Source organism: Spirosoma oryzicola, from assembly GCF_021233055.1.
Classification (GTDB): domain Bacteria; phylum Bacteroidota; class Bacteroidia; order Cytophagales; family Spirosomataceae; genus Spirosoma; species Spirosoma oryzicola.
In genome coordinates this window covers 213,831-233,218 of sequence record NZ_CP089538.1, presented here as the reverse complement: position 1 = coordinate 233,218, position 19,388 = coordinate 213,831, and the positions used below count along the sequence as shown (strand labels likewise).

The 19,388-nt window shown below is 49.9% G+C and carries 19 protein-coding genes; 6 read left to right on the top strand and 13 right to left on the bottom strand.

Translation table 11 applies throughout. The annotated features are described in order from the left end of the window. Positions 1 to 70 precede the first annotated feature (70 nt). From LQ777_RS00920 to LQ777_RS00910, 3 genes are all read right to left on the bottom strand, one after another. Positions 71 to 1,141 (bottom strand): ferredoxin--NADP reductase, encoded by a 1,071-nt coding sequence (locus tag LQ777_RS00920; protein ID WP_232560643.1) that lies wholly within the window; start codon positions 1,139 to 1,141, stop codon positions 71 to 73. Between the two features lie 74 nt (positions 1,142 to 1,215). Continuing rightward, the gene (locus tag LQ777_RS00915; protein WP_232560642.1) at positions 1,216 to 2,070 is read right to left on the bottom strand and encodes an N-acetylglucosamine kinase; all 855 of its coding nucleotides are present in this window, start codon (positions 2,068 to 2,070) and stop codon (positions 1,216 to 1,218) included. Positions 2,071 to 2,104: 34 nt separating this feature from the next. Continuing rightward, on the bottom strand, positions 2,105 to 2,353 hold the full coding sequence (locus LQ777_RS00910) for a cytochrome b5 domain-containing protein (RefSeq protein ID WP_232560641.1): 249 nt from the start codon (positions 2,351 to 2,353) through the stop codon (positions 2,105 to 2,107). 108 nt (positions 2,354 to 2,461) lie between these two features. Here LQ777_RS00910 and LQ777_RS00905 point away from each other — a divergent pair, with 108 nt between their 5' ends. The 3 genes from LQ777_RS00905 (at position 2,462) to LQ777_RS00895 (ending at position 4,960) form a co-directional block, all read left to right on the top strand. After that, positions 2,462 to 2,914 carry a hypothetical protein gene (locus tag LQ777_RS00905; protein WP_232560640.1) on the top strand — a complete coding sequence of 151 codons (453 nt, stop codon included), beginning with the start codon at positions 2,462 to 2,464 and terminating at the stop codon, positions 2,912 to 2,914. A 93-nt stretch (positions 2,915 to 3,007) separates the two neighbouring features. After that, positions 3,008 to 4,036 carry a thiamine-phosphate kinase gene (gene thiL / locus LQ777_RS00900; protein WP_232560639.1) on the top strand — a complete coding sequence of 343 codons (1,029 nt, stop codon included), beginning with the start codon at positions 3,008 to 3,010 and terminating at the stop codon, positions 4,034 to 4,036. Between the two features lie 36 nt (positions 4,037 to 4,072). Further along, the gene (locus tag LQ777_RS00895) at positions 4,073 to 4,960 is read left to right on the top strand and encodes a cyclase family protein (RefSeq protein WP_232560638.1); all 888 of its coding nucleotides are present in this window, start codon (positions 4,073 to 4,075) and stop codon (positions 4,958 to 4,960) included. Positions 4,961 to 5,072: 112 nt separating this feature from the next. Here the strand turns inward: LQ777_RS00895 and LQ777_RS00890 are convergent, their stop codons facing one another. The 4 genes from LQ777_RS00890 to LQ777_RS00875 all read right to left on the bottom strand — a co-directional run bounded on the left by LQ777_RS00890 (position 5,073) and on the right by LQ777_RS00875 (position 9,503). Further along, positions 5,073 to 5,987 (bottom strand): serine hydrolase, encoded by a 915-nt coding sequence (locus LQ777_RS00890; RefSeq protein ID WP_232560637.1) that lies wholly within the window; start codon positions 5,985 to 5,987, stop codon positions 5,073 to 5,075. A gap of 62 nt (positions 5,988 to 6,049) precedes the next feature. After that, entirely contained in the window at positions 6,050 to 6,586 is a 537-nt protein-coding gene (locus LQ777_RS00885) for a hypothetical protein (protein ID WP_232560636.1), read from the bottom strand. A 157-nt stretch (positions 6,587 to 6,743) separates the two neighbouring features. Further along, positions 6,744 to 7,814, bottom strand: coding sequence for a mannose-1-phosphate guanylyltransferase (locus LQ777_RS00880; protein WP_232560635.1), 1,071 nt, complete (start codon positions 7,812 to 7,814; stop codon positions 6,744 to 6,746). A 177-nt stretch (positions 7,815 to 7,991) separates the two neighbouring features. Further along, on the bottom strand, positions 7,992 to 9,503 hold the full coding sequence (locus LQ777_RS00875; RefSeq protein ID WP_232560634.1) for a TolC family protein: 1,512 nt from the start codon (positions 9,501 to 9,503) through the stop codon (positions 7,992 to 7,994). A gap of 189 nt (positions 9,504 to 9,692) precedes the next feature. On the opposite strand from LQ777_RS00875, the gene LQ777_RS00870 reads away from it, so the two are divergent. After that, positions 9,693 to 9,884 carry a hypothetical protein gene (locus LQ777_RS00870; protein WP_232560633.1) on the top strand — a complete coding sequence of 64 codons (192 nt, stop codon included), beginning with the start codon at positions 9,693 to 9,695 and terminating at the stop codon, positions 9,882 to 9,884. Here the strand turns inward: LQ777_RS00870 and LQ777_RS00865 are convergent. After that, positions 9,881 to 10,180: a DUF952 domain-containing protein gene (locus LQ777_RS00865; RefSeq protein WP_232560632.1), complete on the bottom strand. Its 300-nt coding sequence runs from the start codon at positions 10,178 to 10,180 to the stop codon at positions 9,881 to 9,883. The two genes, LQ777_RS00870 and LQ777_RS00865, sit on opposite strands and share 4 nt — an antisense overlap. Positions 10,181 to 10,795: 615 nt before the next feature. On the opposite strand from LQ777_RS00865, the gene LQ777_RS00860 reads away from it, so the two are divergent. Further along, a complete protein-coding gene (locus tag LQ777_RS00860; RefSeq protein ID WP_232560631.1) occupies positions 10,796 to 11,242 on the top strand; it encodes a peptidylprolyl isomerase in 447 nt (148 codons plus the stop codon). A 77-nt stretch (positions 11,243 to 11,319) separates the two neighbouring features. Here the strand turns inward: LQ777_RS00860 and LQ777_RS00855 are convergent, their stop codons facing one another. Beyond that, positions 11,320 to 12,126 (bottom strand): tryptophan-rich sensory protein, encoded by an 807-nt coding sequence (locus tag LQ777_RS00855; protein ID WP_232560630.1) that lies wholly within the window; start codon positions 12,124 to 12,126, stop codon positions 11,320 to 11,322. Between the two features lie 104 nt (positions 12,127 to 12,230). Then, complete coding sequence (locus tag LQ777_RS00850; RefSeq protein ID WP_232560629.1) at positions 12,231 to 14,213, bottom strand: CHU_0125 family OmpA-like outer membrane integrity protein; 1,983 nt, start codon at positions 14,211 to 14,213, stop codon at positions 12,231 to 12,233. A 197-nt stretch (positions 14,214 to 14,410) separates the two neighbouring features. On the opposite strand from LQ777_RS00850, the gene glpK reads away from it, so the two are divergent. Beyond that, the gene (glpK, locus tag LQ777_RS00845) at positions 14,411 to 15,910 is read left to right on the top strand and encodes a glycerol kinase GlpK (protein WP_232560628.1); all 1,500 of its coding nucleotides are present in this window, start codon (positions 14,411 to 14,413) and stop codon (positions 15,908 to 15,910) included. Between the two features lie 230 nt (positions 15,911 to 16,140). Here glpK and LQ777_RS00840 read toward each other — a convergent pair whose 3' ends face one another. From LQ777_RS00840 to LQ777_RS00830, 3 genes are all read right to left on the bottom strand, one after another. Beyond that, positions 16,141 to 17,250 (bottom strand): mechanosensitive ion channel family protein, encoded by a 1,110-nt coding sequence (locus tag LQ777_RS00840; protein ID WP_232560627.1) that lies wholly within the window; start codon positions 17,248 to 17,250, stop codon positions 16,141 to 16,143. Positions 17,251 to 17,347: 97 nt separating this feature from the next. Continuing rightward, positions 17,348 to 17,731, bottom strand: coding sequence for a VOC family protein (locus LQ777_RS00835; RefSeq protein ID WP_341871362.1), 384 nt, complete (start codon positions 17,729 to 17,731; stop codon positions 17,348 to 17,350). A 124-nt stretch (positions 17,732 to 17,855) separates the two neighbouring features. After that, a complete protein-coding gene (locus LQ777_RS00830) occupies positions 17,856 to 19,313 on the bottom strand; it encodes a DUF1501 domain-containing protein (RefSeq protein ID WP_232560626.1) in 1,458 nt (485 codons plus the stop codon). Positions 19,314 to 19,388: the final 75 nt, after the last annotated feature.

Sequence of the window (19,388 nt, the reverse complement as noted above, 5' to 3'; positions counted from 1 at the left end):
GTCATACGCCATATCTTGGAGATATGGCGTATGACATTCTAAAACATTCCGAAAAGATCAAATAGGCTTTTTATTCAATTTCAATCACTACATCCCGGCCAACAGGGTGCGCAACGCAGGTTAGTATGTAACCCGCTTTTAATTCCGATTCCGAAAGACCGTCTTCTTCGTCCAATTGTACTTTACCAGATACGCAACGGCCCATACAGGCCGTACACATTCCCGCCTGACACGAATAAGGCAAATCGATGTCCAGATCTAAAGCCGCTTCCAGAATAGTCTGGTGCGGGGCCACGGTGAATTTGTACTCGCTACCTTCGTAGAGAACGGTCACTTCGGGCGATCCTGCCTCGTCGGCGGCTACCGGCTCTTCGACTACTTCACCAGCCGCGACGGGCGCAGTAATGTAGCTTTCCTTGAATACACGATCATTCGGAATGCCGACCAGCGACAAAGCTGAACGGGCTTCGGCCATCATGCCATCGGGACCGCACAGATAAACACTAACGTTCTGGCGCTCAGCAGCCGGTAATGTTTCGACCAGTTTCGCAATCGTGTGCTGATTCAATCGTCCTTCGAGTCCCGACCAGCTTCCCGTAGGCTGACTCAGCACATGCGTCACCCGAAAGCGCGATGCTCCATACGCCTGCTCCATCGCGTCCAGATGCGCTTTGTAGATAATGGTTTCCTGACTGCGGTTACCGTAAATCAGCCATACGCGACTATCCGGCTCAACGTGCAACGCCGACTTCGCCATCGAAAACAGCGGAGTGATACCGCTACCCGCGCCAATCAGCACAATGTTGCGCCGATTTTTAGCGTCCAGCTTCGGCACGAAATTACCCATTGGCTCCAGCGTTTCAAGAATATCGCCGGATTTGACTTGATCACACAGGTAGTTGGACGCCAAACCGCCCGGTACCCGTTTCACCGACACCGCCAACGACACATCGACATGTGGTGACGAAGCCATTGAATACGAGCGTCTCAGCTTCTGACCGTTTATATTCAGCAGGAACGTTAAAAACTGTCCCGGCTGGTAGCGCACTTCTTCGTTGAGTGGGTGCCAAAACGTTATTGTTACAGCGTCCGGCGTTTCCCGAACGACCTCTTTTACTTTTAAAAAATACCGATTTGCCATTACTATTCAGGTTGTTGCGGGATTTGTATAGGCTATCGACAAGGCGTAACCAATAACCCCACCGCAAAGGTACATTATGCAGTCTCCCGATGAAAATTAACCAGCTCCGTAGCGGGAGCCTTTACGACACGGCCCATCAGCAAACCGGTTTGTTGAACGGCTTTACGGAGCTGATCCCCGAAATAATACGCAATTGACCCAACAAAATGCACTGGCCACTGTCTGGATTCGGGGAAGCGAGTGACGTAGGTTGACAGAAATAAAATAAACGCATCGGTCACTAACGTATCGACGTATTCATCGGCCAAGTGATCGGATAAGAAAGGCGTGAACGACGCGAAATAACGGTTCGGGTAGGGTTTCTGGTACGCATTTTCCAACAGCGTTGGCCGGTCAAGCGCATAACGAGCCTGAAAACTGTCGCGCAGGTGAGCCGGTAGCCGTTCCTGGAAAAAATCCCGGACGAGCGTTTTACCCATGTAACCGCCACTACCTTCATCACCAAGCCAGAAGCCCAGCGTCTGGATACCACGCTTGATGTCGTAGCCATCGTAACAGCACGCATTGGAACCTGTTCCTAAGATACAAACGATGCCCTGCTCACGTCCGGCGGCTCCGCGAGCGGCTCCCAACATATCGCTGTTCACCTCGACAAGACTCACAGCAGGCAGAATCGCCCGCAACGCATCGGCGATAACATAGTTTACCGACGGCCCGCTGCATCCAGCCCCGTAGAAAAACACAGCGGTTACGGTTTGGCCATTTAGCTCCGGCAGCAACTGAACGCGTAGCGTATCAATAATCTGTTCGGTTGTTTGATAATAGGGATTGAAGCCATTCGTTTGAATAGCGCGGGGAGTTTCATCAGCGCTAACAAGACGCCAGTCGGTTTTGGTTGAACCGCTGTCGGCGATGAGAATCGTAGTCATTATGTAGCGTTTGTGGCCTCTGATTTGTGATAGCTTACAGAAGCCGTCCTACTATGGGAAAGCGGGCGAATACCCAATCAGCGTGGGGAGCGTCGGCTAGTTCAGCCGTCAGGTCTTGCCCAGCCCAGTGTTCGTAATGTTTACCCGTACGCCAAAGTCGGGAGGCCGATACGTCATAGATCAGGCCAGCGTAGGCGCACCAGATCTCGTCGCGGTCGGAGCCATTGCGAAGGGCCAGTTGCGCTCGGGTGTATTCTTTCGGCTTTGCCGAATCAGTAAGCATTTGTATAACCGTTCAGTCGGACCAACTAATTATTGAGTGCCTGAAAGTTGCAGGCGAAAACAAAAATAGTGTAACTTTAGCCACTTCTGTTATATGCAACAATTTACAATGAAAAAGACTTCTTTCACTGCTTTTCTCTCGGCAATAGCCGTTATTGGTTTGCTGATGGGTTGCAGTGGTTCCAAAACCCCTCCGGTTTCTGAACGAATTGCTAAAGTGTGGACAGCCAGTAAAATTGAATGGAACAACGTTACTGTTTATACAAAAGGAGCAACGAGCAATGTTCGGCCAGGTTACGCTAATTACCAGCTGAATTTAAGCGCAGCGCCTACCGTTACCTTCACCGATTTTGAAGGAACTTCTTTTACGGGCCAGTACTCAGTTCCATCGGATACACAACTTTCCTTCTCAAATATAAGCCCCCCGATAAGTGGTAACACCACCGGCAAACTCGATTTCACAATCAATTCGATTAGCGATAATGAGTTGGTGATTACCCAGACGACAACTACCCAGAAAACAGGGGGTCAAATCGTGAAATATACGCTGACGAATCCGTAAGCGCGCAAACCATTTTTTTGATTAAGCCGTTCCGTATGTCAACAGGAACGGCTTTTTTAGTGGTTTACTAGTCCGTAAATCGCCTGCAAACTTATGACTGATCTTAATACTATTGGCGAAATTGGCCTGATTGAGCGTATCCGACAGGCAACTCCGGCTCCCGCCCATGCCGAAACGGTTCGCGGTATCGGCGACGATGCAGCTGTTTTTGACTGGGGTGACGACTACGGTTTGCTGGCGACCGACATGCTCGTTGAAGGTATTCATTTCGACCTGACGTATGTCCCCCTGAAACACCTCGGCTACAAAGCCATTGCCGTCAACGTATCGGACATTGCAGCGATGAATGGCCTGCCGATTCAGGTTACGGTCAACATTGGCCTGAGCAGCCGATTCCCGGTTGAGGCCGTTGATGAATTGTACGAGGGCATCCGGGCAGCTTGCGAAGCCTACAACGTTGATCTGGTGGGTGGTGATACCACGGCCTCAAGGTCGGGACTGATCATCTCGGTTTCGGTGCTGGGCAAAGTACCTAAAGAGCTGATCACGTACCGGAACACCGCCCAGCCCAACGATGTGATTTGCGTAACGGGCGATCTTGGAGCCGCTTACCTTGGCCTTCAGCTGCTGGAGCGCGAGAAGCAGGTTTTTCTGGCCGATCCGAACATGCAACCCAATCTTTCGGAAGAACGCGCTTATCTGGTAGAACGGCAACTCCGTCCTGATGCACGCACCGACGTTGTGCATGAGCTTCGCGACCTGGGTGTTCTTCCTACGGCCATGATCGATATTTCGGACGGACTAGCTTCTGAACTGCTTCACATTTGCCGCCAATCCGGTACGGGAGCGGTGATTTTTGATGAAAACATTCCGGTTGATGATCAGACGCATTTGGGGGCCGATGAATTTAAGATCAGCCCTATAACGGCTTCACTCAACGGTGGCGAGGATTATGAATTACTGTTTACGGTCTGTCCGCAGGAATTTGACAAACTAGCCAATAACCCGCGTATAACGGCGATTGGTTATTTGACGAACGACCCGAATCAGATAACGCTGGCTACCAAAGCAGGTCAGCAAACACCGATTCGTGCGCAGGGTTGGGAAGCTATGCAGAAGTAATTATAGAAGCGGGTAAACCCTTGTAGTTGTCAATTTATGCAGAAGCGCGTTAAGTTCGATTTCGAGATTCAATTCACCAACGGTGGTAATTTAACCGGCGAAGATTTTAGACTGGATATTGCAGGAGACGATATTTCAGACGCCGACTTACTAGAGTACATCATTGCTGACTTGCGCCTACTTATGGTGGGTCCTGCCAAAATCCTGAACAAAGAAATCATTGCTGAAGCGCATAAACGAAAGCCTATTGAAGGTACTGGACAGCAAAATCGGTTGATCGATCTAAGCCATACCATTGAAGATGGCCTCGTGACGTACAAGGGTCTCCCCGCCCCTATCATCTGCGATTACCTGAGCCGCGAAAAATCGCGTCAGCTTTACGAGGAAGGCACAGAGTTTCAGATTGGCAGGATCGAGATGGTCACCAATACAGGTACTTATCTGGACTGCCCGTTTCATCGGTTCGAAAACGGCAAAGACCTGTCTGAAACCGGCCTGGAAGCGTTTACCGATCTGGAAGGTATTGTTATTCGAGTGCCCTACACCGAAACACTGTCTATTACGAAAGCTCACGTGCAATCGTACGAAGTCAGGAATCGGGCGGTTCTTATTCATACCGGCTGGGATCAGTTCTGGAACACGGCCAACTATTACGAGAATCATCCGTTTCTGACAAGTGAAGCGGCTGACTATTTACGTGATTGTGGCGTAAAACTAGTCGGTATCGACTCCCATAACATCGACGATACACGCGGTAAAAGCCGTCCGGTACACACCACGTTACTAGGTGCGTCCATTTTAATCGTCGAACATTTGTGCAACTTGTCTTCGCTCCCCGACGACCGTTTTACGTTTAGCGCTATCCCGCCAAAGTTTAAAGGAGTCGGTACGTTTCCTGTACGAGCAATGGCTAAACTTTACTAAACCTTTACGCAGGTAACAGGCCAACGGCGACAACGACCGTTGTTAGGCTGCCGATACCGCAATTACTTAGTTATCCTGAGCAAGCAGGGATGTGCAGGCAGACGAACGACGCTTAGTCTTTTACGTAGTTATAGATCATTTCCGAAACAGTAGCCAACGTGTTTTCAGCCGCCTGATCGTCTTTGAGATCCTTCGACAAGAGAACCAGCACGTACTTCCGTCCATCGGGTAAAAACACGATGCCCGAATCGTGCGAGACACCGACGATAGAACCCGTTTTGTGCGCCACTTTCACTTCTTTTGGCAATTTAGCGGGAATTTTACTGTTGAATCGCTGATCGAGCAATACCTTGATCATTGCGTTTGACGCTTCCGGACTAACGACCTGACCGTTGGCCATTTTTTCAAAAATCACCATCAGGTCGTAGGCCGTCGTGGTATTATTAAGGCCCTGGGCAAATGCTTTCGAATCTTCGACACCCCGGCGGACCTGGATATCTTTTGCGCCCAATTCAAGCATGGTTTGCGTCACCTTCTGGGCATCGGCCTGCTCAATAACCAGGTTTGTCGCCAGATTGCTGCTCAGAATAATCATGTCGTAAACCAGCGACGCAAGCGTCCGCTTCGTTCCAACTTGTTTGTAGATAGCAGTGTCGCTGTCATTCCTGGCGCTTAAGCTGTAGGGACTACCATCCACAATGCTTTTGAATTCTGTTTTAATAGGAATCGAGTCCGTAAGCGATAACTGACGTTGGGCAGCCTGCTTATAAATCTCAATCATAACGGGCGTTTTCATGGTACTGGCCGCATGAAATACATCATGCTCTCGAATCATTAACGCCTGACCAGTGCTTAAATCTTTGAAAGCGACCGCAAAAACACCACGTTGCTTGGCTAGTTCCTCGGTGATCTGTCCGCGCAGTTGGGCTAGCGTTGGTTTTGTCTGACCAAGTGTTGATTGCCAGAGCGCTGATAAACACACGAAAATAGCCGTCAGCGCGACGAAACGGCGATTGAGAAGCGTCATATAAAGCGATGTTAACAGGCCAATATAGCTAAATCTACCGCTCTTTCGTCTGGAAGAACATCCTACCGCACGCGATACAGTTTAAGGTAGCAATTTCCTTCGCATTTGGGCTTCAGTAAAAGTGTATCGCTCTGGAAGGAAACGCCCTGTCGGAAATATTGATTGGCACCGTTCGTGTTGACATACAAATTCACACCCAATCCGTCCTGCTGCGTTGAATCGACGCGAAAATGCTTTGTCGAGGTGTAATACGTCATTTCATCACCGCTGGCAGTGAGTGTCCCATCTGTACCGAATGACAGCGTCTGCGCAGGATTGGCTCGATATCTCCGCCGGGCGTAAAAAGACGTATCCCGCGACGTCAATGTTGAGTCACGGACAACCCGAACATTACGTTTATCCACCACCACAACCTGGTAGGAATAATTTTTCGTGTATAACGTGGAGTCCTTAGGAAACTGTCGCTCGTACAACTGCCAGGTCCCGGTAATGCGAGGGTCTCCGGCACCGGGCGAGAAAGCATACTTAGAATCGTTGCAGTCGGTCAGTAAACCAATACACAGCAAGCAAATAGATATGGATAGGAAGAGTTTTTTCACAAGTCAGTCGGTAGTTCGCAAAACTAACGAAAGCTGTTTCAGTCTGATTGTCCTGACCGACTATTTTTATAAGAAGGATACGCTTATTCAGAAAACGTCAACACCGTCGCGGCCCCGTTTGTCAACGTGCCGCGACGGTGCTGAGCTAATTTAGGAATTACACGTAGTGAACACCGCGCTCTTTGGCATCAGCCACAAAGGCTTTTACTTTCTGTTCATCTTCCTTCCGACAGATCATCAGTACGTTGTCGTATTCGGCAACGATAAAGCCATCCAGACCGTTAATTGCTACTAAGCGATCTTTAGGCGTTTTGATGATGCAGTTTTTGGTATCGTATAGCAGAACGTGACCGTCTACTACGTTCATTTCGTCGTTTTTATCCGACACCTCGTACAAAGACTTCCAGGTACCCAGATCCGACCAGCCAAAGTCACTAAGCACAACATAAACGTTGTCTGCTTTTTCCATCACACCGTTGTCGATGGAAATGCTTTTAGTCAGCGAGTACGCTTTGTCGATAAAAGCGGTTTCTTCGCTCGTGTAATACTTGCCTTTCCCTTCGTCAAAAATTTCGGCAACTTCAGGAAGGTATTTCTCGAACGCTTTGACAATCGCTTGTACGTTCCAGACGAAGATACCCGCATTCCAGACGAACTCACCACTTTCGACAAACTGTTGCGCCAGTTCGAGGTGTGGCTTTTCGGTAAATGTTTTTACTTTCTTAACCGACTGTGCTGAATCAGGAATGTACTGAATGTAGCCATAGCCCGTATCCGGACGGCTTGGCTGAATACCGAGCGTTACCAGAATGTCCTGGTTCTGCGTAGCATCCAGAGCGGTACGAATGGTACGCTGAAACTCTTCTTCCTTAAGAATAATATGATCAGCCGGAGCCACAACAATATTGGCCTCCGGATCTTGCTGGGCAATTTTATAGCAAGCATATGCAATACAGGGAGCCGTATTGCGAGCAATAGGTTCGCAGAGTACCTGATCGTCCGAAAGCTGCGGCAGTTGCTGCTGGCACAGATCTTTGTACAACGAGCTGGTAACGATAAAAATATTCTCAGGTGGACAAACACCGTTGAAACGGTCCGCAGTTTGCTGGAGAAGCGTTCGGCCTGTACCTAAAACATCGTGAAATTGCTTTGGATAACTGGTCCGGCTAAAGGGCCAAAAGCGCGTTCCAACGCCCCCCGCCATAATGATGACGTACGTATGATTCATTGATAGTGGTCTAATAGACTTGAATGTGCTAAAGTTGCGACGCTACTATTCTACTTAAAAACTACGGAATAGTTCAGTAATTTTACTGAACGATCACGGCTAGCAAAAGTACATAGACAAACGGCAGATTTCCTACTTACCAAAGCAGAATTGTTACCGAAATATAAATTATTTAAACTACCAATCCCCGCCAATGGCACGTAACAGGGCTACAGCGTACTGATTTTCCTGGCTTCTAAGCTGTACGAGCTGCTGTTCAGCCGTTAAAATGGTACGTTGCGCATCCAGAACCTCCAAATACGTAGCCAGTCCTCGAACATACAATTCCCGGTTATATTGCTCGGTTCGACGAGCCAGCGCTAGTGTTTGTCCCTGTAAATCAATCTGCTGTCGTAAAAGTGTCTGATTATCCAAAGCCGTTTCGGCATCACGTAGAGCAAGTTGTAGGGCCTGCTGATACGTCTGCTGCGCCGTTTGGGCAAGCTGCCTGGAAAGCGAGATGTTCTGACGAGCCCGATGCCCCTCATAAATAGGTACCGACGCGTTAACGCCTACTATGTACGTTGCAGCACTAGGCGTAAACCAGGGACCGATCCGGCCCGACAAGACGCCCGCTGATCCAACAAGGGTTACGCGGGGTAGCGTACTACTTTGCTGGAGCGTAACCTGAGCGGTTGCAATCTGATTCTGACGGGTGAACTGTAGCAAATCAGGACGACGTTGCAGTTGTTCGACCTGCACAGCGGTGTACGGATACGCTGGTACGGCGGCTGGCAACGTTCCGGCAGGTACCGAAAACTGGGTAGGGTCCTGCGCGCAAAGCTGAGCTAAGCCGTTGACGAGTTCGATACGCGCGCGTTCGAGCCCTTTCAACGTCACTTGCAAACTTGCATAGTCCGTTTCGGCCCGTTGTACATCGATGTTATTAATCAACCCGACCCGGAAGCGCTCCCGAATGATCGATAAGGTTGTGTCCCGCGATTGAATGTTCCGACGGAAAACTGCCTGCTCGGCATCGTTACCCCGAATAAGCAGATACGTACGGGCAATATCGGAAGCTAGTGTTAGCCGAAACGATTGATAGTCAGCATCGCTGGCCTGCGCTTGCAGATTCGCCACCGTGATGCTGTTCCGAATCCGCTTAAACAAATCAAGTTCGTAGCTAGCGTCGATGGGTAAAAGCTGAAATGTATTCAACTGAAAGCGAGGCAGCTGATCAGCCTGGTTTGGAACTGATAAGGGCCGACGCTCAGACAGGCTTTGTGTGGTAACCAGTAACGAACTTCGTAAAGAAGGCGACAGGAATGATTGCGCCACCTGCACCCGAATTCGGGCTTCTTCCAACCGGCTCAAAGCCGCTTTCAGGTTCGGGCTATTGTCCAAACCCAGTTGAATCAACGACTCAAGCATCGGATCGCTGAACCGGCGAAAGCCACTGATTGTCAAGGCCGGAGCGGCCGCGTTTGGATCAGGAGCTGCGGACGATGTCGTCGTTGGTCCGGTTGCGCCGTTGTTGGCCGGGGTTTGTGGTTGAACCGTACCCGTTGTACCAGCAGGAACGCTCCCCGGCTGTACCGTTACTCCCCCACCTGGTGCATTGAGTGGCGTAGTCTGGGCATGGGCAGTGTAACACCAAATCGGCGCACCGACGGCAAGAATCAATAAACTATAAATAATACTTTTCTTCATCGTTGGGCTACTGTTTTTCGACAACGTTCGATTACCGCACTGTGCGGTTTCTCAGAAGTGATTTGAAGCGCGTTGGCTGGGATTAGGCGGGTGCATTGGGCACAATTATGTCGAACTCTACCTGACTACACAAGCCTGAAGACAGTTTCTGTTTTGGGTTAAGAATTGCCACTTCGGCAAGTAAAGTTCGTGATTCGCTTCGTAACGTACCTGATGCACCTACAACTTTTCCGGCAAACGCCTGATTTCTTAATTCTGTTACAACTGTGGCGGGCACCCGACCTTAACCGATTGGAAATACGCTTGGGGCACGTTGACAAATACAAATCGTCCAGGGCCTGCAATCACAACGCTTTCGTACAGGTCAATTATGACGGTTAATCCAGGTGTTCTACGGTCACGACGGATTCCTTATTAAGAGGGCCATAAAGATGCGGAAAACGCTCGTTGTTGGTCGAAATTTCATATTTCAGTTCGGCAGTCAGCAGTGTAGGATCAATGTGCAGCAGTAATCGATCTGGCACGTTCTGATAGTACCGTTCCAATACACCAGCCACTTGACTCTCTGTTGACAAATGAATGAAGCCTTCAGATTGGAGACTGGCGGCTTCATACGTTGATTTATTTTCGAACGTCGCCCAGTCTTTAGCCGGAACAACATGATAGATCAGACTCATGGTTACACGTTTAGAAATTGATAAGAATCGGTTGAATGTTCACAGATTCTGAATAAAAATGGTAAGTAGGGAATCCAACAAAAAAGTAAAACCAACGGAGTAATAGTACTTACAAAAAAGATGAAACTGAGTATAATTGAACAAAAACAAGAAGAAAATCAGACTTAGTTTCTTCTTAAGTCTTAACGATCAGGCAATTTATCCTCTTTGCCGCAAATAACAACACACCACACATTGACTTATTCCAAGAATAAATTATAAATCAAATCTTAAAAAATAGCTTTGCGAAATCAGGAGACTTATAAGCGTCTTTACCACTAGCATCAACCAATGGTTTTGCTACCATTAACTACCTATTTTTCCTTGACAGCTATTCGCTATACGCTTCTCGCCAACGACAGGTCAACTCGCCTGTTACACCTAGGCGTCTCAACTGATAAACTATTGCCCTGTCGACTAGCCACTTGACTGGCTGTACATTGTAAATAGTGTTAATCCGTTGTTCTGACTTTATCAAATCCTTGTTTATTGCTTCTCTTTGCAATCATCGGAAAAGGACATCTTTGTAAAGCGATTCGTCGTAATTTTGCAGTCACAACAAAATCGACTTTAGTTATGCCAAAGGCTAAAATGAATACCGACAAAGGCAGCATGCTCATCGAATTTTTCGATAAAGACGCGCCAAAAGCGGTTAATAACTTTATTACCCTCGCGAAGAAAGGATTCTACGACGGTATCATGTTTCACCGCGTTATCCCAAACTTCATGATCCAGGGTGGCGACCCAACCGGTACGGGTGCGGGTGGTCCTGGCTACACGATCGATTGCGAACTGACGGGCGACAACCAATACCATGACCGGGGTGTCTTGTCGATGGCACACCGGGGCCGCAACACGGGTGGTTCGCAGTTTTTCATTTGCCACAACCGCCAGAATACGCAGCACCTGGATCGTAACCACACCGTTTTCGGAAAGGTTGTCGAAGGATTGGACGTTATTGACCAGATTCGTCAGGGCGACAAAATCAACAGCATCGAAGTACTGGAAGAAGAACAGGCATAAGTCTATTTCCTCCTACCTACAAAAAGGGCGCTTCCAACTGGAAGCGCCCTTTTTTGATAACCGTCAATGATCAGCAGTTACGTATAGCTTGGTGTTTTTCGGGAGATAAGCCCTGTAATGGCTAGCAAAACCGCCACAATTGCTCCGGCCCCGGCTACCAACGGAACCTGTCCATTACCTTCCTGCTTGATAGCTATGGCTACGTAAGCCCAGGCAAATACAAGTATGTACGCGACACTTCGATAGCGATTGAAGACAACAGCTCCCACAACCAACCCAACGATCAGGACAGCAACGGCCCAGGTTTGCTCACTAAGACCCATCAGGCTAAAATCGGTAGCTTTCAGATAAACTGCCACGTTGACAATCGTAGCAATGGTTAGCCAGCCGAAATACAGCGAAAACGGAATCCGGGCTAGCCACGTCTCCGCTGGTGACGCTGCTGATTCAGGAAGCGTTGCATCACCATCAACCGGCAACAAGGGGCTATGTGGCCGCGCCAGGAGACGCTGCTCAATAATAACCAGCGAAAATAGCATGACTAGAATGACCACTAGTGCTAATCCGATGCGCTCGTTGTTGAATAAAGGACTCCAGATGCTATTACAAAACGCATTCAGGATAACCCATCCGCCAACAGCCCGAAAACGCGGATTGGTTCGTTGCGATGGCGTAGCCTGGTAGATGGCAAAAGCAAGCAAGCCGAGAAAAATCACGCCCCAGATTGAAAAGGCATAACCAGCCGGCGTAATTAGGGTTGGGTATTTGGCCGAGATGTTGGCATTCGTTTGTCCGCCAAACGCCCCTACGTTCGACAGATAATTTGTCACGATCAGCGAGATAATGCCGAAGACAACTAGAAACTGACGGAGTTTATCGTTCATGGCTCACAACGGGTAAATAGATAAATGGGTAATTGGTAAACCGGTCAAATTGTTATGACCCTGCTTATCAATTACCCATTCAACAAATCTAATCCCGTGCCTGCCTATAGCTCAAGAATCTTGAACTCGGTTCGACGGTTGCGCTGGTGTTCCTCTTCCGTCTTCGCATTTTTGACGATCAGCTGGTTTTCGCCGTACCCTTTGTAGGTCAGACGACTGGCGTCGATACCCTTCGAAGCAATGTATTCGACGGCTGATTTCGCCCGGTTCTGCGACAACGTTTCGTTGTGCGCATCACTACCCCGCGCATCCGTATGGGAGCCTAATTCTATTTTAAGCGTCGGGTTGTCTTTCAGTATCGTTACTAACTTATCCAATTCATCAGCAGCGTCGGGGCGGATGTTGAATTTATCAAAATCGTAGTAGATGTTTTCCAGCACGAACGTTTTGTTCAGCGTGCCTTTATCCAGCAAAATCGCTACGTTGAACGTTGTGTCTGTCTCCGGCTTTGTCAGGAAGATTTCGGGAATGCTCTTGCCCTGCATCGTAAACTGCTCCCGACGTGTCAGGTATCCTTTACGCTCGGCCAGAATGGTGTAGTCTTTGCCTTCCTGCAACGGGTACTTACCAAACGTACCGGGCTGACCCGTTGTCGCTTCGGCAATTGGCTGCCCGGTAGCGTCATCTAGAATACGGACACGAGCCGAATCCAGTGGGGCAATCGGCGTTTCGTTGGCCGAAACAGTTCCAGCTAAGAAATAACGGACCCGCTTCGGATCGCGTTTGTTCTGTACAATCGTCGTCGTATCAGCAGCGGGGCCTTCCTGGAAGAAATAAATATCGTCGTCACCTTTACCACCCGTTCGGTTGGACGCAAGGAATCCCTTCTTCGGCTCAATATAGATCAGGCCAAAATCATCACCGGGTGAATTGATAGGCTGGCCCATATTTTCGACCCGCGTTACCCCACCCGACCGGGTAGCGACAAATACGTCCAGTTTACCCAATCCCGGATGTCCGTCGGAAGCAAAATACAGTTTCGCGTCTGGTCCAACGTAGGGAAACATTTCATCGCCGGGCGTATTGATATCACGACCCATGTTGACCGGGCGGCTAAACCGTCCCGATGCATCGATACTCGTCCGGTACAGGTCGATACCACCCGCACCACCCGCGCGATTCGAAGCAAAATAAAGCGTTTTGCCATCGGCAGAGAAAGCAGGTGAACCGTCCCAGGCCGTTGAGTCACTGATGGGCAGACGAAGTGGCTGACTCCAGGTGTTGTTTTCACCTAAGCGGCTGATGTACAGATCCACATCCAGCCCGCCTTTGCGCTTGCCGTTATTACCACGCGCCAGAATCATGGTTTTGCCATCTTTTGAGAAAGCCGGTGTTCCCTCGTTCACATCGTTCTGAAGAACATTGCTGCTGAACAATTCCGGTGCGTTGCCAGTCTCGTCGGGCTTCTGGTTGAGTTTGGTCTTGTACAGACCCAGCATTGGCAAACCATTGTTCTTATAAACCTGCTCCTTCCGCGACGCCGTAAAGACGAGTTCTTCTCCCCGCACCACCGGCGCAAACTCCGATCCGGGCGAGTTAAGGTTACTCATGTTTTTAAGCGTGATCAGCGACTTATTCTGGGCGATGATGTTTATGGCTTTCAGCGTTTCGATTTCGCGCTTCGCTTTGTCGAGTACCGGCTTAGCCGTCGTTTTGGGCGCGTTGGCGACATACTGCTGAAGTTGATCCAACGCTGCGGGGTAATTCCCCTGCGACTTCAATGCATATGCATAGTTGAAGCGGGCTTCGGGTTCCGTCGTATTGGCTTCAATAGCTTTCTGGTAGAAGGGAACGGCCTCCCCAAAGCGGTTCGACAAGCGGTACGATTCGGCCATGTAATAGTTCAGGCGGGCCGGATCGATACTTCCTTTTTCCGCTTTCTGAAATTGGGTGAGCGCCAAATTATATTCTCCAGCGTCGTAGTGCCGAACGCCTTTTTTGTACGCCTGCATGGCTGAGTTGCAACCCGCCAGCCCGGTAGCTAAACCCAATGCGACCAGTAGCACAGACAACGTATTGATTTTCATATAAAAATGAAGCAGAGGCATTTTCACGCCCAAGATAGGCAAATTTGGGCGTGTCTTTCTTTTAACGAATACAATCTGTATTTATTGAGGATTGTTCAATACGAAACGTATAGGGGACCCAACGGTAAGTTACTAATCATTACCAGTAAATTGACTGCTCTTTTGTATTTACCTGTTTTGACCATTCATACCGTTTTATGCCCACGTACATAGCCGCCATTGACCAGGGGACGACCAGTACCCGTTGTATAGTATTCGACCGGCAAGGCCAGATTGTTTCACTCGCTCAGAAAGAACATAAACAGATTTATCCGCAGCCCGGCTGGGTTGAACACGATCCCGAAGAAATATGGCGTAATACGCTGGAAGTGGTCGCCCTTGCCCGCATCAAAGCGCAGTTGTCAACGCAGGATATTGCCGCTATTGGTATCACCAACCAGCGGGAAACCACCGTCGTATGGAATCGTAAAACGGGGAAGCCGTACTACAATGCCATTGTCTGGCAGGATATGCGTACCGCCGATCTGGTAACGGAGTTTGCAGCGCACGGCGGCCAAGACCGGTTTCGGCCGCAAACGGGCCTTCCACTAGCAACCTATTTCAGCGGTTTGAAACTCAAATGGTTGCTGGACAACGTGTCTGGTTTACGCGCTGATGCCGAACGGGGCGACGCGCTTTTTGGCAATATGGATACGTTCGTTGTCTGGAATCTGACCGGCGGCCCCGCTGGTGGTTTGCATATTACCGACGTTACCAATGCCAGTCGTACGCAACTGATGAACCTGCGCACGCTCGACTGGGACGATTCGCTGCTGGAAACGTTTGGGGTTCCCCGCGCTATGTTGCCACAAATCCGGCCCAGTAGCGAAGTGTACGGAACAGTCACGTCGGAGGTGTTGCCGGGCGTACCCATTGCGGGTATTCTTGGGGATCAGCAAGCCGCGCTGGTCGGACAGACCTGTTACGAACCGGGACAAGCTAAAAATACCTACGGTACGGGCTGCTTCCTGCTTATGAATACCGGCACCGAACTCCGCGAGTCGACTTACGGCTTGCTGACTACCGTGGCTTACCAGTTTCAGAACGAACCCGTTCATTACGCGCTCGAAGGCAGTGTGGCCATAACGGGCGCGCTGGTGCAATGGCTGCGCGACAATCTGGGCATTATCAAAAAAAGCACCGATATTGAAACGCTTGCCCGGTCGGTAGACGATAACGGCGGAGCGTATTTCGTCCCTGCCTTTTCGGGACTGTATGCTCCCCACTGGAAAGCCGACGCGCGGGGCGTAATTGCCGGCCTGACCCGCTTTGTCAACAAAGGGCATATCGCGCGGGCTGTTCTGGAAGCAACAGCTTACCAAACTGTCGATGTAGTACGGGCGATGGAACAGGATGCGGGTGTATCACTAAAATCGTTGCGCGTCGATGGGGGCATGGTTGTCAATTCATTGCTGATGCAGTTTCAGGCGGATGTACTGAACGGACCCGTCGTTTGTCCACAGATGACCGAGACGACAGCGTTGGGTGCTGCTTATGCTGCCGGTCTCGCCGTGGGTTACTGGCACAATCTGGACGACCTTCGGCAAAACTGGGGCGTCGCCAGAACGTACGAATCGACAATGGACGATGCGCAGCGTAAACGACTCATGCGCGGCTGGCAGAAAGCGATCGAACGCTCATTCGATTGGGAAGAATAAAACCTGAATTGTTTTGGTGGTGTCAGTGGTGTCGGTTACTCATAACCGACACCGGTTGCTGACGCCAAAGGTCGGTTTTGAGTAACCGACACCACTACGAAGGGAGCCGATTGATGTAAATCGAACATTTCGGACAATACTGTTTTGAGAAACCGACACCACAAGAAAACACGGCTTATCAGTGGGGTCAGCTATGAGTAGTTGACCCCACTAAGCCTAAATCTATCAGGTTAGACTTCTTTGGGGCGCAGCTCTTCAGCCAGCATCAAGCGTGTTTGCGGTAGCGCCTGCGGGTATTCGTCCCGGATGAAGGTAATGAGTTGTTCCCGAATATGACAGCGTAAATCAAACGCCGACGGCGCATCGTGGGCCGATGCTAATATCCGAATCTGAATGCAGGTCAGTGTCGTATCAGTCAGTTGAACGGCAAAGGTTTCGCCCGTCCATAAGGGGTCATTCTCGACAATTTCCCGCGCTTTAGTCCGAATCGTTTCGATCGGTACGTTATAATCCAGATATAAAAAAACGGCACCAACAATCGACGCGTCGGAGCGGGTCCAGTTTTCAAACGGATTTTCGACAAAGTACGTAATAGGCAAAATCAGCCGACGCCGGTCCCAGAGCCGGACAATAACGCTGGTAAGGTTAATTTCTTCGATACGCCCCCACTCCTTTTCCACAACAACCGCATCGTCGAGACGAATTTGCTGGTTGAAAGCAATCTGTATCCCTGCCAGCAAACTAGCCAGCGTTTTTTGAGCAGCAAAACCGACAACCACCGATACGACCCCCGCAGACGTCAGCACGCTCAATCCAACTTTTCGGCTTCCCTGAAACGAGATCAGTAAGAGCGAGACGCCCACAATCAGAACACAAATCGCGATTAAACGGCGAACAAAGCGCACCTGCGTCACAAATTTCCGCTGCGACAGATTCACGTCCTTGGTTGTGTCGTATTCCCGGATCAGGAACAGTTCGCCAAACTTCAACAATTTGACAATCAACCAAGTGGCTGTAACGAGAAACAACACCTCCGCCACTTTGTCGGCTACAGGGTGACGACGCAGAAACCGCGCGGATTGAATATTGGTAGCCAGGAGAAAAAACAAGGATGGTGTGAACAACCAAAACGCCCAGCGAACATGAATTTTGAGAAGATTGAGCGTTTGAAACGTTCGGCGACGGGCAATAAACCGGCTTACTTGAGTAACGACAACATCAACTGCCAGGCCTAGCACGACCGCGATTGTGAGTAATACCCAACCTGACAAATCACGATTAGGCACATACCCAAACCAGCGGACCAGCGCCCGTATCCATGTCTCTATTTGTTCCTGCATTAGTTAGAAAGATGCTCCTTCTGATTAACTGATTTTCTCCTATTTTTCTTTTGCCGGGTGAAATATAGAAGGAATCAGGTTAAGGAACAGCCCCTTTTTACGGTAAAAACTCCAGAAACTCGATCCGGTTACCGAACGGATCACGAATGAAGAATCGCTGCCGCCCGTCAATTTCTGATGAATATTCGATGGGAATAGCGTGCTGTTCAAGCGCTTTTTTGGCTAGTTCCAGTTGGCTGACTTCAAACGCCGGATGACGCTTTGAGTAGGGTTGTTCACCGCCTTCTTCGCGAAGGTGGAGCTGAATATCGGCGATAGCAAACCAGATAGCCCCGCCCGGATGGTTGCCCGGAATTTCGGTCAGCCCCATTACATTGGTGTAAAAGGTACGAGCTGTTGCCGTCTCACCTTCCGGGATCGACAGTAAGATGTGATCTAATCGCCTGAACTGAATCATACTTATTCCTTTATCGGTATTCACTCTGGATCGCCAAAGTTAATGGTATAAGAGAGTTCTGCCGAACAGTATTCGATACGCCGTATCTCCAAGATACAGCGTATCGAATACTGTTCGGCAGAACGAACCTCCAAAAATACAGCGAAAACTAAGCCAGCAACGGCTTAATGACCTTACCGTGTACATCCGTCAGGCGGTAGCGACGGCCCTGGCTTTTGAAGGTAAGTTTCTCGTGGTCAACGCCGAGCAAGTGCAGAATAGTAGCCTGAAAGTCATGGACGTGGACTGGATCTTTAATAACGTTGTAGCCAAAATCGTCGGTTTCGCCGTAGACCAGTCCTTTTTTCACCCCGGCCCCAGCCATCCAGACCGTAAACGCGCGCGGGTGGTGATCGCGCCCGTAGTTGTCACGTGTTAGCTTTCCCTGCGAATAAGCGCCACGCCCAAACTCACCACCCCAGATCACGAGCGTATCATCCAGCAAACCGCGCTGCTTCAAATCCCGGATTAAGGCGGCAGACGGCTGATCGACGCTTTTCGTCTGAATCTTGATGTCGTTCGGCAGGTTACCGTGCTGATCCCAACCCTGGTGGTACAACTGCACGAATTTCACGTCTTTCTCGATGAGCTTACGAGCCAGCAGGCAGTTGGCGGCAAACGTACCGGGTTTCCGGCTTTCGGGGCCGTACATGTCGAAAATGTAATCGGGCTCCTTAGCAATGTCGAGCGTTTCGGGGACTGACGTTTGCATCCGGTACGCCATTTCATACTGCGCCATTCGGCTGTTAATCTCCGGGTCGAGTACCTGTTTATATTGCTCCTGATGCAGTTTTGTCAGGTAATCAAGCATCCGCCGACGGCTCGTTTTGTCAACACCCGGCGGATTATTGAGGTAATAAACCGGATCGGGACCCGACCGAAACACAACGCCCTGGTGCACCGAAGGTAAAAATCCGTTACTCCACAACTTCGCGTACAACGGCTGGTCACCATCGCGGCCTTTGGACAGCAACACGACGAAAGCCGGAAGATTCTGGTTGTCGGAACCTAATCCGTAGCTAATCCAGGAGCCAAAACTAGGACGCCCCGCCTGTTGGCTACCCGTCTGGAAAAATGTAACGGCGGGATCGTGATTGATGGCCTCGGTATGGAGCGAACGAACAAACGTCAGATCGCCCACAATCCGGCTGGTGTGGGGCAAAAGTTCACTCATCCACATGCGACTGGGGCCGTACTGCGCGAACGCGTATTTTGAAGCAGCCAGAGGAAACCGGCTTTGTCCCGCGCTCATTCCGGTAAGACGCTGACCATTGCGGACGGATTCGGGTAGATCCTGCCCCCACATCGCTTCAAGCTTCGGCTTGTAGTCGAACAGTTCCAGTTGCGAAGGTGCGCCACTTTGAAACAAATAAATAACCCGCTTTACTTTGGGTGGAAAATGCGGTTTCCCGACCGCCGGATTTTCGTCTGACGCAGATGATCCTTTACCAAACAGATTCGCTGGATTCAGGAGCGACGCCAGCGCAATCGTCCCCAGCCCCGCGCTCGTTTGTCCTAAAAACGTCCGGCGGCTCAACTGATCGTGTATTTCGTCCTGAATGTCCATAGCTGTTGTTGATTACAAAGGCCAGCGCCTATTATTCATCAGTTTTTTGGTGGCATCAGGTTTGAGAACCGCTCG